Annotated in this window: 12 protein-coding genes and 1 pseudogene; 1 reads left to right on the top strand and 12 read right to left on the bottom strand. The window is 40.7% G+C overall.

Annotated features, from left to right (window positions below):
- Positions 1 to 659: 659 nt before the first annotated feature.
- The 11 genes and pseudogenes from EF384_RS05500 to EF384_RS05550 form a co-directional block, all read right to left on the bottom strand.
- Positions 660 to 1019, bottom strand: a complete 360-nt coding sequence (locus tag EF384_RS05500) for a DUF4288 domain-containing protein (protein ID WP_123780065.1) — start codon at positions 1017 to 1019, stop codon at positions 660 to 662.
- Between the two features lie 49 nt (positions 1020 to 1068).
- Positions 1069 to 1851 (bottom strand): SDR family NAD(P)-dependent oxidoreductase, encoded by a 783-nt coding sequence (locus EF384_RS05505; RefSeq protein WP_123780067.1) that lies wholly within the window; start codon positions 1849 to 1851, stop codon positions 1069 to 1071.
- Positions 1852 to 1962: 111 nt separating this feature from the next.
- Positions 1963 to 2847: a VOC family protein gene (locus EF384_RS05510; protein WP_123780069.1), complete on the bottom strand. Its 885-nt coding sequence runs from the start codon at positions 2845 to 2847 to the stop codon at positions 1963 to 1965.
- A gap of 170 nt (positions 2848 to 3017) precedes the next feature.
- On the bottom strand, positions 3018 to 3881 hold the full coding sequence (locus EF384_RS05515) for a MetQ/NlpA family ABC transporter substrate-binding protein (protein ID WP_123780071.1): 864 nt from the start codon (positions 3879 to 3881) through the stop codon (positions 3018 to 3020).
- A gap of 24 nt (positions 3882 to 3905) precedes the next feature.
- The gene (locus EF384_RS05520) at positions 3906 to 5090 is read right to left on the bottom strand and encodes an aminotransferase class I/II-fold pyridoxal phosphate-dependent enzyme (protein WP_123780073.1); all 1185 of its coding nucleotides are present in this window, start codon (positions 5088 to 5090) and stop codon (positions 3906 to 3908) included.
- Positions 5091 to 5552: 462 nt separating this feature from the next.
- Entirely contained in the window at positions 5553 to 7055 is a 1503-nt protein-coding gene (gene nagE, locus EF384_RS05525) for an N-acetylglucosamine-specific PTS transporter subunit IIBC (protein ID WP_123780075.1), read from the bottom strand.
- Positions 7056 to 7081: 26 nt separating this feature from the next.
- Complete coding sequence (locus EF384_RS05530) at positions 7082 to 7981, bottom strand: DUF7916 family protein (RefSeq protein ID WP_123780077.1); 900 nt, start codon at positions 7979 to 7981, stop codon at positions 7082 to 7084.
- Positions 7982 to 8235: 254 nt separating this feature from the next.
- A complete protein-coding gene (locus EF384_RS05535) occupies positions 8236 to 9375 on the bottom strand; it encodes a mannitol-1-phosphate 5-dehydrogenase (RefSeq protein WP_123780079.1) in 1140 nt (379 codons plus the stop codon).
- Entirely contained in the window at positions 9376 to 9819 is a 444-nt protein-coding gene (locus tag EF384_RS05540) for a PTS mannitol transporter subunit IIA (protein WP_123780081.1), read from the bottom strand.
- A 34-nt stretch (positions 9820 to 9853) separates the two neighbouring features.
- Positions 9854 to 11914, bottom strand: coding sequence for a BglG family transcription antiterminator (locus tag EF384_RS05545; protein ID WP_123780083.1), 2061 nt, complete (start codon positions 11912 to 11914; stop codon positions 9854 to 9856).
- A gap of 42 nt (positions 11915 to 11956) precedes the next feature.
- Positions 11957 to 13683 (bottom strand): annotated as a pseudogene (locus tag EF384_RS05550) (PTS mannitol transporter subunit IIBC).
- Between the two features lie 174 nt (positions 13684 to 13857).
- Here EF384_RS05550 and EF384_RS05555 point away from each other — a divergent pair.
- Positions 13858 to 14568, top strand: a complete 711-nt coding sequence (locus EF384_RS05555; protein WP_123780085.1) for a glucosamine-6-phosphate deaminase — start codon at positions 13858 to 13860, stop codon at positions 14566 to 14568.
- Positions 14569 to 14727: 159 nt separating this feature from the next.
- Here EF384_RS05555 and glmS read toward each other — a convergent pair whose 3' ends face one another.
- A complete protein-coding gene (glmS, locus tag EF384_RS05560; RefSeq protein WP_123780087.1) occupies positions 14728 to 16539 on the bottom strand; it encodes a glutamine--fructose-6-phosphate transaminase (isomerizing) in 1812 nt (603 codons plus the stop codon).
- Between the last annotated feature and the right edge of the window lie 603 nt (positions 16540 to 17142).

Consider the following 17142-nt stretch of genomic DNA (forward strand, 5'->3'; position numbering starts at 1 on the left):
TCTAACTTTTGGGGGTCGGTACCGAACCTGATTTGGCTTCGTGGGTTTTTACTATAAAAACAATCATATTTTATTTTAGGTGGGTATGATTGTATTTATAGCATTTAAAATAACCGCTATTTGAACACTTCAGGGGGCTGTGCTTTCAAAAATGAGAAAAATCGCGTCACACAGAGGGCTGTGTGACGCGTATTTTTAAAGGCGAATCACACAAGGCGTTGTGTGACGCATTTTTTCTCATAAAAGTTCACACAGCTCCTTCAAGTGGTCAATTTCCGTATTTTTCATATCGAATATACACAATGCTCAAAAATAACCAACCCTCTTCTTCAAAAGTTAAATCATGACAATACAAAAAACGAGGCAGGGACCTTTTAATCCCTACCTCGTTTTGACTATCTTGATTTATTGGTATTCGCTTCACAAATAAAAGTACATCTAATTGAAGATGTTCACCCTTTTACAAATCCTTCCCTAGACAGAAATAATATCTTTTGGAAAAATAAAGGACTGAAAGTGTAGTTCCTATGCCGTGAAGAAGGATGAAATCGAGACCTTGGCTCGATTTCAAACCGGGAGACCTTGGCTCCCGGTGGTCCCACGGCTATAAGGAACGTACACTGTAAGGACGAAAATCGAAGATTTTAGTTTTCCCAGTATTATTCTGCGGCATCTTCGAAGACATAGTCAGGGAAGTATTTGCCGAGAATGAAGTCCAGGTCTTCATCATCTGTGAGGAAGCGGCTGTAGACTTCTTGGCCATCTTCAAAGTGCCCTTCAAAACCTAATACTTCAAATACGTCGATGACTTTAGCTACTTTCCATTGAATAGAGCGGCCTTCGACAACTTCGTATGGTTCTTCAAGGTTATCTTCTTTAATAAATTTGATCAGGTCTTCTTTCGACATATTCTCATCTAAATGATACAGTAAAATCTGATTTTCATAGGAATGGCGTTGTGAGCCATCTGTCATGTTACATGCTTGCTTTAGAATATTTACACTATAATCGTTTGTCATATGTATCAATCTCCTATCTGAAATATCTCAATTACAAATACTTAGAAAATTACATGACTGCAGAAGCGCCACCATCGATGTTTAATGCAACACCTGAAATATATGATGCGGCATCAGAAACCAAGAAGGTAATGGCTTTTGCAGCTTCTTCTGTGTTACCGATTCGACCAAGTGGTGTATTGCTTGATGCAGCGCGTGAAAAATCTTCCCACGGTGCATTTGGCATATTGTTTTGCCACATTCTTTCGATTTGTTCTGAACGAATCAAGCCGATACTTACCGCGTTTACGCGAATGTTATAAGGACCGAACTCTTTAGACAATGACTTGGTCAACGCTAATCCAGCAGCACGGCTGGTTGAAGTTGGTAATGAATTTGCGGGCGGTGTTTTCCCTGCGATTGCTGTTAAGTTTAAGATAGCACCAGATTTTTGCGCCTTGAAGTAAGGTAAAACCTCGCGGATAAAATGCACCGCACCAAAAATTTTCAAGTCTAAATCGCATTGCCAATCTTCATCGGCTACAGCTTCAAAACTAGATGCCGCACTTGATCCGGCATTATTCACTAAGATATCCACGTGTCCGAATTTTTCAACCGTTTCCGCAACCGCACGTTTAGCGTCCGCTTCACTGCTGACATCCGCCACCACATAGTGCACCTCTTTACCAGTTGCTTCTTTAATTTTCGCTTGGGCTTCAAGCAAACGTTCTTCGCGGCGTGCAATAATCGCCACGTCAGCGCCTTCGCGCACTAATTCTAGCGCCGTTTGGAATCCAATCCCTCTACTCGCGCCCGTAATAATTGCTACTTTTCCAGCTAATCCTAAATCCATATAATAGCCACCTTTCAAAATGAAAACACTTACGTCTTCATTATAACATTTTGCGTCTGATTCAGTGACTGATTGGTTTGCGAAAAAGGCGCATCCTAGCCAATCTGAAGCTTAACCAATACCAAACTTCGCGTTTTCCAATTTCGCAATATCCAATTTTTTCATCTTGAACATAGCATCTAAGACGCGTTTCTTCTGGTCTTCTTTTGCTGTTTCCATAATTTGATAGTAGCCTTGAGGGACGATTTGCCAAGAGATTCCGTGGGCATCTTGTAACCAACCCCAAGCTTCCGCATCCGGATTCGCAGACAATTTTTCCCAGTAGTAATCGACCTCTGATTGAGCGCCAGCGACGATCAAGAAGGACCATGCTTCGCTAAATTCTTCCGTGCCGCCAAAACCATGGTCCATTAAAACCAATTGTTGGTCGCCGATATTTAGTTCTGCGTAGTTGATTTTGGCACGGTCGTCTTGGGCTTCACCCTCGCCATAGTAATTCACATGACCCAATGTTGCCGTTGGGAAAACAGCGGTGTAGTGGTCAAGAGTTGCTTGCGTTTGACCGCAATATTGACCCGCAAAGAGTAGACTTACACGAATCTTGTGGTTGGCAGGCACGTTTTCGGCCAGCATCAATTGCCAAGACACACCGAAGCGATCGGCTACCCAAGCATAGCGTGGTGAAAATGGGTATTCGCCCAGTTCCATCATATCGGTACCACCTTCAGCCAGTTTGGCATAAAGTGCATCCACTTCTTCTGCTGTATCCAGTGCAACCATTAAAGAAAATGATGCATTCATTTTCATATCTGGGCCACCATTAATCGCTGAAAAAGCTTGATTTTCTAAAGTAAAATCGATGGCAACCGCATCTCCTTGAGGCATTGGATAGTGCATAGTGCGTGTAACTTCGCTATTGTCGAACAAGCTCATATAGAAAGCAACAGCTTCCTCAGCTTGGTCATTAAAGCATAATTGTGTGACAATCTGTCTCATATAAATGGCTCCTTTATTGTCTAAACTTGTAATATATATAAGTTAAGATTAACGCATTCTGCCCTACTTGTCTAATGAGACCAGTCGTCGACGAGGGGGAAAATTCGCTATGTTGAACAAAAAAAAACGACCAGTTTCCTGGCCGTTTGTCTTCATATATTCGGGTATTTTTACCAAGAGGCGACAACAGCGCCTTGGAAGGTTTCGTCGATAAAGGCTTTGACTTCATCGGTTTTGTAGTACTCTTCAAGTTGTGCTAAGGCTGGGTCTTCGGCGTTTTCGGTACGGGCTACGACCAGGTTGACCCAAGTGGTGTCTTCGCTATCTTCCATGGCAATGGCTAGGTCTTTGGCGCTCAATCCGGCATCAAGGATGTAGTTTGAGTTGATACCTGCAGCGGCCACGTCTGGTAATTGCGCGATGAATTGGGCTGGATCACCAGTGATGAATTCAAGGTTTAATGGGTTTTCTTCGATATCGTCTACGGTTGCATCGATGCCTAAGCCTTCAGGCAATGTGATGACACCAGCGTTTTCCAATACTAATAAGGCACGACCTTCTTGAGATGGTGTGTTTGGAATGGCAATAGTGTCGCCTTCTTGTAATTCGTCGACTGTATCATATTGTTCAGAGTAAATCCCCATTGGAATTGTGATATTTTCAAAGATAGGGGTTATTTCGTAACCTGTATCTGCGATAACTGTTTCTAAATAAGGACCAGTTTGGATTGAGTTGATGTCCAATTCACCTTCTGCTAAAGCTGTATTTGGTTTGACATAGTCGTTGAAGACAACTAACTCGATTTCAAATCCGTCTTCAGCGGCTTTGTCTTTGATAAAGTTAAAGATTTCTTCGTGGGGACCAGCTGTTACCCCAACAGTTAACACGCCATCATCCATCAAACCTTCACTTGCTGTTTCGCTTGATGCTGTATCGCTTGCACTATCACTGCTTGCAGCTTGATTACCACAAGCTGCTAATAATAATCCAGATGCACCCAAAATTGTTACTAAACCTTTTTGCCATTTCTTCATAACGTTTTCCCCTTTTTAAATACCTTATTTTTGTAAATCTAGATATACTTTTGCAATTCTACGTGCAGCTTCTCGTAGGATGATTTCATCTGCGATTAGTCCGATACGGATAAATCCTTCACCAGCATCCCCAAATCCGTGACCTGGTGCTACGCCGACATGCCCTTCATTGGCAATGGCCTCGAAGAAGGTTTGAGCGCTGACCCCATCTGGCGTTTGCAACCATTGATAAATGGTCCCTTTAGATGGTTTAACAGTGATGCCTGCCTTGGTGAATTCCTCAATCACCACATCGCGTCGTCTTTGATAAACGTCTTTCATTTCGGCAATGAACGGTTGCTCGTCTGCTTTGAGTAAAACAGCTATCGCCTCTTGAATTGCACCATACATACCAACAGTTGTATGGTCTTGTAGGCTGTTTAAATACTCAATCACTTGTGGATTCCCGACTGCAAAACCAACACGCCACCCAGGAATATTGTAGAGTTTTGATAAAGAGAATAACTCTAAGCCAACTTCTTTTGCGCCTGGTGTCTCTAAGAATGACAATGGTTTTTCATCATCAAATACAAATGGTGCGTAAGCAAAGTCATGAACCACGAAAACGTTGTTTGTTTCCGCAAAAGCCACTGTATCGGCGAAAAATGCCGGTGTCGCCAAGGCACTTGTCGGGTTATTTGGATAGTTGAGGAACATGATTTTGGCATCGGCCGCTGTTTTGGCATCGATTTGACTGTAGTCGACCAAGAAATCATTTTTTTCCAACAGATCCATAAAGACAGCTTTTGATTGGGTTAAACCAACGGCAGACAGGTAGTCTGGGTAAGTCGGGTTGGGCAACAGCATGGTGTCGTCCTTGTTGACCAAGACTTGGCTGACTTTCATGATGGCTTCTTTTGAGCCGTGGAACAAAGCGACTTCGGTTTTGGGGTCAATGGTCACACCAAATTGGCTTTGGTAGAAATGTGCCACTGCCTCTTTTAGGAAGGCTTCACCACGATAAGGGCCATAGCGGTCGTATTGTGGATTGTCGATAGCTGTTTTTAAAGCATCTTTTAAGGCTTGCGGTGGCTGTAAATCAGGCGTACCTACGGCCAAATCGATCACGTCGTCATATTTTGTTTTTAAATTCGCAATAATTGCGGATAGGCTTGAAAAATATTGTTTTGGCAAAGATTGATAGCTTTGCGCTGGTTGAAAATCTCCCATGTTCGCCATACCTTTCTGATAGGTTTTCTTGAATTAAATATTGTATATTTTACTTTAACCCTATTCAATCTTGAATTCAATCCATCATCCATACCCATTTCCGTCGGTTTTTGATAGTTTTAAACTATCAATAGTCATCGATTGCCATATGGCGCGGTTTGTTTGTACTATGTTCTTTCTAAAGATGCTACATATTTACTAAAAAAGCCCCGATGATAGGTTTGACCTGATCATCGGGGCTTACATGTTTTATTCAAAAGCATAGGTGCTACATTCAAGGTTGGTGGATACGCGGACCTTCACTAATGAAGTTGAGAGCTGTCTGAACGCCCGCGCTCACATCCTATGAAGTTGAGTTCGAAAAAGCAGCCCTCTGCCCACTTCAGAATAGTTTGCGTCACATTTCATGTGACACGGCACTATTCTTCCACTGGTTGAGGGCTAAACGCTTTTTCTCACATCCTATTTTTCATCCTTTATTTCTGCGTCGCTGATTTTTTTCATTTCGTCAGCTACGAATTGTACCTCTGTACCTACGACAACGTGTAGGTGGTTTTTGTCTAATTGGTTGACACCTGGTACACCCAGATTTCTGATTGCTTGTTGGTCAACTTTGTCTGCATCTTTCAATTCAAAACGTAGACGTGTTGCACAGTTGTAGTAAGAAACGATGTTGTCATCGCCACCAACTGCTTGGTAGATACCTGTTGCCATACGACCGTATTTGTCATCACTAGTGATACCTGCGCCTGCTGTTTCAGTTGTGCTTGCTTCAGATCCACCTTCCACTTCAGTCGTCACGTTTGTACCACGACCTGGTGTTGAAATATCAAATTTACGGATAACAAAGTCAAATACAAAGTAGTAAACTGCAAACATTACTAAACCTAATACCATTAACATCAATGGTTGGTTAGCAATTGGAATACGTAAGCTTAATACGAAGTCCACTAAACCGGCAGAGAAACCAAAACCAGCAGTCCAGTGGAAGGTTGCTGCGATAAACATTGATACCCCTGTTAAGAAGGCATGTAATAAGTAAAGCCCTGGTGCTGCAAACATGAATGAGAATTCAATTGGTTCAGTAATACCTGTAAAGAATGATGCGAACGCACCTGCAATCATAATACCAGCAGTAATTTTTTTCGCTTTTGGTTCAGCATTTTTGTACATTGCTAAAGCTGCACCTGGTAGACCAAACATCATAATTGGGAAGAAACCAGCTTGGTACATACCAACGACACCTTTTTCACCAGTAGATGCCCAGAAGTTACCGATATCATTAATACCGATTAAGTCGAACCAGAATACTGCGTTTAAGGCATGGTGTAAACCTGTTGGAATTAATAGTTTGTTGAAGAAACCATACAAACCAGCACCAAATGCACCTAAACTAGAAATAAAGGTACCAAATGCTACTAATGCGTTATAAGCCACTGGCCAAACGAAGAATAGAATAGCTGAGATAATCAACATGGCACCCGCAGTTAAAATTGGAATTAAACGACGACCACTAAAGAACGCTAGGGCAGTCGGTAATTTCGTTGAACTGTAGCGGTTGTACAAGTAAGCTGCCACAGTACCAGCGATAATCGCAATAAAGACGTTCTTAATTGCGCCAAACGCCATTGGCACTTCTTCAGCTGGAATACCTAATAATACCGATAAACCATTAACACTCAATAATTCCGTAACGATAAGGAAACCAACTAGACCAGAAAGACCCGCAGCTCCGTTTCCATCCTTACTCAAACCTGTCGCAATACCCACAGCGAATAAAACTGATAGGTTGTTGATTACCGCTAAACCGGCTTGAATTAAGAATATAGCAAGGGCATTTGTACCTTCACCACTTAAACCTGCCGGGTCAATCCAATACCCAATACCCATTAGTAACGATGCTACCGGTAAAATAGACACTGGTAACATAATCGATTTACCTAAATTTTGTAAATAATTTTTCATCTTCTTCACTCCCATTTATATCGAATTTATCGATGAATTGACTGTGCCATACGGAAATACGTATGACGTTTTCCGCGGACAGCTAAACTTAGCGCCACAATATTCTCTGGATGCGGCATCCGGCCATAAGACCCATCCCCAATATGATGACAATCAACACCAACACGCTTATTAGACAAGCCAATCGTCTCAATCACCGAAGTCGTCGCGCTCTCCTGACTCGTACCAATCGTAGACACTACCAGACCCCCTAGCGCATGAATCTGAGCCGTCACACGACGGTTTTCCTCCTCATACACACCAGGAACCGTATTGACCGCCGGAATCAACACCCCATCAGCACCATCACGCACAAACTGGGTCAACCGCGCCTCATCCACAATCGCCTCTTGCATCCCTGCACCATGCATCTTACCCGCAAAAACAAGGCCATTGAAATGTTGCTTAGCCAAAATAACTGCTTGTCCAATCGTCGCCATCGAAACCCCAGTCGCTGGATTACCCGTTAGGAAAAGGATGTCGATACCCAAATCATTGGCCGCCGCTAAGCTTTCGGGACTCACTTGGCGTCCCTTTGGCAAATGCACCGCATCTTCCAACAAAGCCATATCCGGATCAACCGGCTCTAAGTTGACGCCAATTGGTCGCCCCGTTAGGTGTTTAATAGTACGAATAACCTCGCGCGCCTCAACCTCATCAACTCCTGGCACCACTGGATCAAATACATCCAACTCGTTCAAGATAATGATGTCAGCACCGAAAGCAGCCATGACCTCAGCATTGGACAAGCCTTCAATCAAGGGACTTGCAGTGACAACCGTCTCACCAACAATCGTTCTACCTTCACTCGCTAAAATTGCTTGCTTCAACTCCGGTGCGGACATCTTCAAGATATCGCTCGCTGCACTTGAAATGAGTCGTTTCACATGATCATCTCTTTTCTTCTATTTGACTGTAGCCTACCTATTAAGCTCATTATAACCAAAATGATATAGTAATTCTACTTTTACTATAACGTTTTCAAATTTGCTTAAAACATTACATCATTTTAAGATTTTACCATAAAAAACAAAAAAATCTGGAACATTTTACTGTTCCAGATCAAAAATTTAGGATATTTGATGATTTCCAAACTTTTTTATGACGAATAGGTCATAAAACGTCACATGAAAATCTCATTTTATTTTTGAATAGCTTGTTCAATTTCAGCGATTAACGCTTCGTCTTCTAAGCCAGTCACTTCTTTAATAACTTCATTCACTGGTTTGGTATTCAATAACTCTTTTAATTGAACACTTTGATCATCAGCTGGGTCATCATAGTTAAAGATGAAGCCAACCGTTTCAAGTAAAGCAGTGTAAGATAAGCCACGTTCTTTGGCTTCGCGAATTGGACGGATAAAGCGTTCATCGTAACCTAATTTACGAATTGGGGTACGGGCAACACGGGTAATCGCATCAGAAATGTATGGGTTTTGGAAGCGTCCCACGATTTTTTCAATGTAAGCTTGATGTTTGTCTTGATCAAAGCCCCATTTTTCAACTAGTAAAGCACCTGTTTCGCCTAATACGTTACGTAATTGGGCTAGTACTTTTTCATCAGCTAATGCTTCATCAATTGTTTCATAACCGTAGAATTTACCTGTATAAGCAGTTGTGGCATGACCTGTGTTTACTGAGAATAGTTTACGTTCAATAAACGGTTGCAAGTCGTCTACATATAATACACCGTCTAGACGAATATCTGTCGTTTTCACATCAGTTTGGTCAATGACCCATTCGCTGAAAGGTTCAACGGATACGAATAATGGATCTTCGTGGTTTTGAATTGGGACAATACGGTCAACCGCAGCGTTAGGGAACCCAACTTTTTCTGCCGCATAGGCTTTGTCTTCTTCAGAGAAGAAAGCAGCTACTTTCTCGTGTAGGAAGTCCGTACCACCAATCATGTTTTCACATGCGATGACATCGATTGGACGTTCGTTGTTGTTTTCACGACGTTTTGCGATACCTTTCGCAATTAATTCCGCAATGTATGGTAAGACATTTGGTCCAATTGCAGTGGTTACGATATCTGCATGTTCGATTGCTTCGACTACAGCGTCAGGATTTTGACCGTTGTTGATACCTTTAAAACCAGATACTTCTAAACGTTCATGTTTGTCATCAGCATATTCGATTTCATATGTGTCTCGTTCGTTCAAAGCATTAATGATTGTTTCGTTAATATCTACAAAGGCTACTTCAAACCCATTCTTATGTAGAATTTCACCAATAAATCCACGACCAATATTACCAGCACCAAAATGTACAGCTTTCATCTACGCTTCTACCTCCTTAAGCATTTCAATAATTTCCGCTTCTGATTTCGCATCTGTCAAACGTACAACATTGCTGACGTCTGAACAGAAAATGGCGATTTTAGATAATAAATCTAAGTGATCATCGCCCACACCTGCAATCCCAAAGATGGCAGTTGCTAATTTTTCTTCTGACTCATCATCTGAAAAATCTACCCCTTGTGGTACTTGCACATAAGAAATGGCTGTTTGTTTCACGTGTGCTTTCGAACCATCAGTACCATGAGGAATGGCTACGAAATTACCCATGTATGTAGATACAATTGATTCACGTTCCAACATTGATAATACGTAATCTGCATCCACTGCACCTGCTTGTACTAATAATGCGCCAGCTGCACGAATTGCTTCTTCTTTCGAAGTGAAACTAGCATTTAATTGAATTAACTCCTGTTTAAGTTCCATATTAATCACTTCCCCTTCTGTTTTTCCTTTTTGTTTACTCTATACGTGTTGTTTCTTCTACAAATAATGAACTCAATAATTGGAACACAATCCCTTTTGTCCCGCTCTTATAGATTTCTGTATTTAAATCATTATCGATAATCGAACTTGATATTTTACCCAACAAGATTTCATTTTCATCCGACAAAGGTTCTGGTGCCAGTAGCAATAAAATTCGCTCCAAATCAATTGGTTCTTTATCCATCCCTAGAATGGAGAAAGACTTATCTAATTGGTAAATTTTAAAGAATGGCGCTTGCACCCACTGATTGGTCGAATGGAATAAAGCGATGTTGGAATGTGGAATACCTATTGGTGCTTCCAAATAACGGTGAATCACTTTGTCTGTCACCATTTCCGGATCAGACACGATTGTCGCATCAATATCTTTCACGATTGCTAATAGGGTTTCTTCAACACTATCACCAGCAACCACATCCACAATATCGAAGTTTTCCAAAATTTGATTGGCTGAATTCACTAAACGAAATAGCTTATCAAAACGTTCATCCGCACGCATTTGCATCCGGTCATTATTGAAACCACCCGATTTCATTTGCGATAGATTCTTCACTTCTTGGCGCAAACTCATAATCTCGTCATCTAGTAAGAGTGGCGAAATAACCTTGTAATTGTAATCAAAGCCTGGCAAGTAACTTGTCGATAAGATTAAATCCACTTCATTAAACTTAATCGTATCCATCTGTGAAATCTTGTAAATCTCTAGATTTTGAATTTCAGGGATTTTATTTTTAAAACGCCCCTCTAAAATCTTAGATGTACCAAAACCACCCGCTGTTAAAATGACTACTTTGATGTTGCTAGAAATCGGTTGTCGCTCAATGGACGATGCATAGTGGATGACGATATAGGCAATTTCTTCATTATTAAAGTTTTTCGCAGGAAAGACTTCTTTCAAACTCTCACCCACAGCTGCATGGAGATTCGGATATTTACTGGTAATTTTATCCAAGATATTATCATCGATACTTACCATTCCCTGATCAACACGCTTCAAAGCTGCATTTAAATGCGTCATCAAGTCTTCATATAAGGTGTTATCTTGGCGGAAGTCATAACCCGTTTGATTGGAAATCCGACGCGTTAATTCTGCCACCTGATAAGACAACTCCGTATTGAAGTTTTGGGAAAAAATATTTTGTCTCTTATTGAAGTTCATACCTTCTAATTGACGTGCAAAGAAATGGCGCTCATTCATGCTCACTGCCAAATGTCGGTTCTTCGCCACCAATTCATACAATTGATGTGATAAGCGAATAAAATGCGCCGACTGTCCCTTGGCTAATATTTCACTTTCGATTTCATGGCCCTGCTCTATACGCAAAATATTGACCGCAAAACTGATAATAATCGTTTTCAACTGATTATCCGGTAAAATCGCAAATTGATCTTTGGCAAAACCTTGGTTGAAAATATGGTGAATGAGTTGATAAATGGCACTCGGCACCAATTGTAGGAAGTAATCCTCTTGGTCCACTTGTGCAAAATCTTTGGCTTTCATCAATTGGAAGAATTCATACTCTTTAATATTTAAATCCAATAGATTAACGATTAATTGGCGAAGAATAATTTCATCGCCAACAACCGTTTGATTTCCATTTCGATCTGTTTGAAACTCTATGCCATATTCAGCAAAACTCGAACGAATCATCGCTAAATCTGTACTTAAAGTCCGTTCGCTTACCTTATAATCTGCAGCAATCGCATCAATCGTATCTACTTGATCCTGCATTAGGAAGGTCAATGCTAGGGCATTTTGCCTTTGTGCTTTGGAAAAAGTAGAAAACGGTGTTTGATGCAAGGCTTGATATAAAGCTTGCTTGTCTTCCTCGCTGCCCTCAAGATAATAACCATCGTTGCGCGGCTTCACCACAGTAAGGTGAAACTGCGCAACAGAGTCTTCGATGTTAGCTAATTCACGATATACCGTACGTTTACTAACACCTAGAATGTCTTGCAAGTCCTGTTGGTTTACACCATTGGGATAATCAAGCAGAACCCCTAATATGATTTTCTCACGTTTGGTAAAATACACGCTAACCGCTCCTTGATGCTTATTTTGTTGATAGCCTTCTACCTATTTTAGCTTGTCGATGACTTGGCTAAATTGTTTTTCTTCATATAATTTTTCAATTACTTCGAATGAAGCATTTGGTGCTTTGGCACGTGCCTCAGCATCTGTTGTTGCGTCTGTAATGACTAATACTTGTGCTGCGTTTGTTAATTCAGCAAATGGCACTGCTTCAGCAACGATGTCTAAATTCGCTTTTTTCAATTTGTTACGTAAAATTGATGCACCCATGATTGCTGCAGATGATGCATCTGTCGCATATGGTAATTGAATCAATTGAATATCTGCATAGGCTACTGTTTTAGCTTGTGTTGTTGCTTCGGTAGCATGAGCAGTTTGTGCTTGTGCATTACCTGATTGCATTTCTGCTAAGATTTCGTCATAGCGGTCACCGTCTAAGAAGTTCCCTACAGAAACGTGGGCTGAACTTGGTGCTTGTTTTTTCGCACGATCAGTTAATTCTTCTTGTGTGATGACTAAAGTACCTGGTTTGTCTTCCAATTTGCTGATGGCAGTGTTGGTAATAGACATGTCTAAACCTTGTGCTTTGGCTTTTTTACGTAATAATGACGCACCCATTGCACTTGAACCCATACCTGCATCACAAGCGAAGATAATACGGTCGATGTTGTCTACTGATAAATCAGCTGCTGTAGTTGTTGTAGCGGCACCAGTAGTTGATGTAGTTGCTTGGCCTTTAGATTGGGCTTTTGCATCTTTAATTGATTTTTGCGCTGCTTCAAAGTCATCGTCTGCTTTTTTATCCATTTTCAAAATAGCACTTGCTACTAAGAATGATACCACTGCACCGACTAAAACCCCACCGATAACGCCGATGTATGCGCCTGGTGCAGTCATACCAAGGATGGCAATGATTGAACCTGGAGATGCTGGACCTGTTAAGGCTGCACCTAATACTTGGAATGTGAATGTTCCTGATACACCACCTGCAATAACTGCTAGGAATAATAATGGTTTCATCATTACGTATGGGAAGTAGATTTCATGGATACCACCCAAGAAGTGAATGATAATTGCCCCTGGTGCTGATGCTTTGGCTGAACCTTTTCCGAATACAGAGAAGGCAAGCAAGATACCTAAACCAGGACCTGGGTTAGCTTCTAGTAAGAATAGGATTGAACGACCTAATTCTGTTACTTGTTGAGAACCTAATGGTGTTAAGATACCATGGTTGATTGCATTGTTTAAGAATAAAATTTTTGCTGGTTCGATAAAGACATTGGCTAATGGTAGTAAACCTTGTGCAATAATCCAGTCAACACCTGTCGCAAAGATTGTTGTCATTCCTGATACAAAAGGCCCTACTGCATAGAAACCAAGTAGTGTTAATAAGAAACCTAAGATACCGATTGAGAAGTTGTTGATCAACATTTCAAAACCTGCTGGAATGTGATCTTGGGCTTTTTCATCAAATTTCTTGATAACCCAACAACAGCACCCATAGTGGCGATTGCACCAGTTACGGCACCACGTTGACCGTATACCATTGAACCTCCGGTATAACCGATTAGGATTGGTAGTAAGTAGTCACGCATTGGCCCAACTAAGTTTGCTAGTTGTGCATTTGGTAACCACCCATCTGGAATAAATAACGCTGTAATAATACCCCAAGCAATAAAAGCACCAATATTAGGCATTACCATTGAGCTAAGGTATGAACCTAATTTTTGAATTGTAGCTTTTACACTTTTGTTTTCTGTTCTTTCTGACATGTTTACGCCTCCCTTTTTTTCTATATTTATATCGTACGTTGTTTTGAAAGCCGTTTCAATCACTTGTACATGCAAGTTTGGCACACTAGTTTGTGCCACCCTTTTCGCATTCCTTTTTTTAGATATTGTGATAGACTGAACGTATAGTAAATATATATTGGAGGTTAAATATTCATGGAGATTGAAATTTTTTCTACCAAAAAAGAAGCATCAAAGCGCGCTTTTGATATTTTTAGCGAAGCACTAGCAGATGGTGCCACAGTGTTTGGTCTTGCCACTGGTTCTACACCAGTTGATTTATATGACTACATCACTGCATCAGACTTGGATTTTTCACAAGCGACTGCCTTGAATTTAGATGAATACTACGGCTTGGCTGCAGATCATCCCCAAAGTTACGCAACCTTTATGAAAGAAAATCTATTTAATCAAAAACCTTTCAAAGAAACTTTTATTCCAAACGGTTTAGCCACTGATGTCACAGCTGAAGAGAATCGTTACAATGAAGTAATTGCAGCACACCCAATTGATTTACAAATCTTAGGGATTGGACAAAATGGCCATATCGGTTTTAACGAACCTGGGGCCTCACGTGATGTGGAAACTCATCTTGTTGAATTAGCGCCTTCTACCATTGAAGCTAATGCCCGCTTCTTTGATCATATCGAAGATGTGCCAACAAAAGCATATTCAATGGGCTTAGCCTCTATTATGAAATCGAAGAAAATTCTTTTGCTCGCTTTTGGTGAAGCTAAAGCGGATGCTGTGAAAGCCATGGTCGAAGGACCTATTACGCCCGATGTACCAGCCAGCATCTTGCAAGAACATGACAATGTCATTGTCTTAGTGGATGATGCTGCCGGCAGCAAACTACTAGGGAAATAATATATATAAGAAGAAAGCTGGTTGATGGCCTGACATATTTGTTAGGTATCGCCAGTTTTTTTCTATTCTTGGGGTTAGCTTGTCTAATCCCACAAGAAAAAGCTCCCCCAAGCTAGCAAATTGCCAACTTGGAAGGAGCTTTATTTTTTTTATGGATGATTATTCAACTGTTACTGATTTTGCAAGGTTACGTGGCTTGTCAACGTCTAAACCACGGTCTAATGAAGCGTAGTATGCCAACAATTGAGTTGGGATAACACTTACTAATGGAGATAACAATGATTCAACTTTAGGAAGAACGATGTCGTCACCTTCACGGTCTAAACCTTTCATTGAGATTACCAATGTTTTCGCACCACGAGAACGTGTTTCTTCGATGTTACCACGAGAGTGCGCAGCAGTATTTGCTTGTGTGATGATACCGATAACAGGTGTACCGTCTTCGATTAGAGAGATTGTACCATGTTTCAATTCACCAGCAGCAAAACCTTCAGCTTGAATATAAGAAATTTCTTTTACTTTCAAAGCAGCTTCACGGCTCACTTCGTAGTCCATACCACGACCGATGTAGAATGCGTTGCGTTTGTCAGTGAACATGTCAGTTGCTAATGCATGTACGTGATCTTTTTCGTCGATCAATACTTGGATTGCGTTCGCAATGATTGATAATTCATGTTTCATGTCGAATTTCGCTTCGAAGCCTAAATCTTTACGTAATGCTTCTGCTAAAACAGCCATTACAGCGATTTGACCAGTGTATGCTTTTGTTGAAGCAACAGCGATTTCAGGACCAGCATTCAATAACAATGTGTAATCAGCTTCACGAGATAAAGTTGAACCTTTAACGTTAGTGATTGTTAGAGATTTATAGCCTAATTTGTTTGTTTGTACTAATACTTGACGGCTATCTGCAGTTTCACCTGATTGTGTTAAGTAGATGAAGAATGGGTTTTTGCTTAATACTGGAATGTTGTAAGCAAATTCAGATGCCACGTGAACTTCTGTTGGGATACCAACAAGAGATTCGATAATATTTTTACCAACTAAACCGGCATGCATAGAAGTACCAGCACCGATGATGTAGATGCGGTCACTTGCTGTGATGGCGTCTAAGATTTCTTGATCAACAGTTAATTGACCTGCTTCATCTTGGTATTCTTGAATAATACGACGTAATACAGCTGGTTGTTCGTCGATTTCTTTGATCATGTAGAATGGGTAAGTACCTTTATCTAAGTCTGAAGCGTCTAATTGCGCAGTGTATGCGTCACGTTCAACAGTTTCACCTTTAAGGTTTTTGATTGTAACGTTTTCTTCAGTTAAGATAACGATTTCGCCATCATGGATTTCAACGTATTGGTCTGTTAAATCGATTGAAGCCATAGCGTCAGATACGATTGTGTTGAAGTCAGTACCTTTACCAATCAATAATGGAGATTTGTTTTTCGCAGCGAAAACAACACCTGGTTCTTCTGAATCGATTAAAGCGAATGCGTATGAACCTTCAATAACGTTCAATGCTTTTAAGAAAGCAGCTTCAGCATCTAAACCATCAGTTAATGCGTAATGTTCAATCAAGTTTACAGCTACTTCTGTATCTGTATCTGAATGGAAAGTTACACCTGATAAGATTGATTCTTTGATTTCGTTGTAGTTTTCGATAACGCCGTTATGTACTAATGTAAAACGACCAGTAGTTGATTGGTGCGGGTGAGCGTTACGTACACTTGGTTCACCATGAGTGGCCCAACGTGTATGACCGATACCAGTATGTGCTTCAAGGTTCATGTCTACTTCGCTCTCTAATTTCGCGATACGACCTTCTTCACGGAATAAATGACCTTGTTGACCTTCTGCATCGACAACGTAAACACCTGCTGAATCATAACCGCGGTATTCCAAACGTTCCAAACCGTTTAATAATACCTCTTGAGCTGATCCATTACCAATATAACCTACAATACCACACATGTTGTAGTTTCCTCCTATTTTGGCGGCATGAAATTAGGCCCTAGTCTTCTAGTGCCTGCCGCAGTTTTATTTGGTTACTACGCACTTGGTGGCTATTTGACTAGCTAAAATGAGTTTCTAAGTCATTGATTAGCTAGCTTTTTTCCTCACCTATGGACCGTACAGCCCCTGAATCATCCGCCGAACATTTCGATAAATTCAGTCCTCGTCTCCTGCATCGCTACAGGACTGGCGCTATCTCACTCTGAGATTTTATTAAAGTAGTAACTCACTACATTTTATAAATATAAAGATGCAATGTCAATACTTTTGCAGTTAAATTGCGGATTTTAAGACTATCTTAACGAATGCCTTGTTAGAAGTGCTTACATTTCATGTCATATTGTCCGAATAAAGAAAAAGGTGCTAGGTCCAACCTGACACCCTTAAATTGTAAGAACATGTCTCGCAATAAATGCTATCTTTAGCTTTTTAGCAACCTTTCATTTACGTAAACAAAACACTATACTATACAGTATATGGTATAATTATAAAAATAATGTACATCAATTTAATGATAATGTTAACAATTGGTCGATTTTAATAGGGTAATTTTTTAGGGAA

Origin of the sequence: Aerococcus agrisoli (assembly GCF_003797145.1) — a bacterium.
Lineage (GTDB): Bacteria > Bacillota > Bacilli > Lactobacillales > Aerococcaceae > Aerococcus > Aerococcus agrisoli.

Coding starts and splice junctions, on each gene's coding strand:
- EF384_RS05515 (WP_123780071.1), bottom strand. CDS start 3,881: ATGAAGAAATGGCAAAAAGGTTTAGTAACAATTTTGGGTGCATCTGGA.
- EF384_RS05540 (WP_123780081.1), bottom strand. CDS start 9,819: ATGGAACTTAAACAGGAGTTAATTCAATTAAATGCTAGTTTCACTTCG.
- EF384_RS05535 (WP_123780079.1), bottom strand. CDS start 9,375: ATGAAAGCTGTACATTTTGGTGCTGGTAATATTGGTCGTGGATTTATT.
- EF384_RS05520 (WP_123780073.1), bottom strand. CDS start 5,090: ATGGGAGATTTTCAACCAGCGCAAAGCTATCAATCTTTGCCAAAACAA.
- EF384_RS05505 (WP_123780067.1), bottom strand. CDS start 1,851: ATGGATTTAGGATTAGCTGGAAAAGTAGCAATTATTACGGGCGCGAGT.
- EF384_RS05555 (WP_123780085.1), top strand. CDS start 13,858: ATGGAGATTGAAATTTTTTCTACCAAAAAAGAAGCATCAAAGCGCGCT.
- nagE (WP_123780075.1), bottom strand. CDS start 7,055: ATGAAAAATTATTTACAAAATTTAGGTAAATCGATTATGTTACCAGTG.
- EF384_RS05510 (WP_123780069.1), bottom strand. CDS start 2,847: ATGAGACAGATTGTCACACAATTATGCTTTAATGACCAAGCTGAGGAA.
- EF384_RS05500 (WP_123780065.1), bottom strand. CDS start 1,019: ATGACAAACGATTATAGTGTAAATATTCTAAAGCAAGCATGTAACATG.
- glmS (WP_123780087.1), bottom strand. CDS start 16,539: ATGTGTGGTATTGTAGGTTATATTGGTAATGGATCAGCTCAAGAGGTA.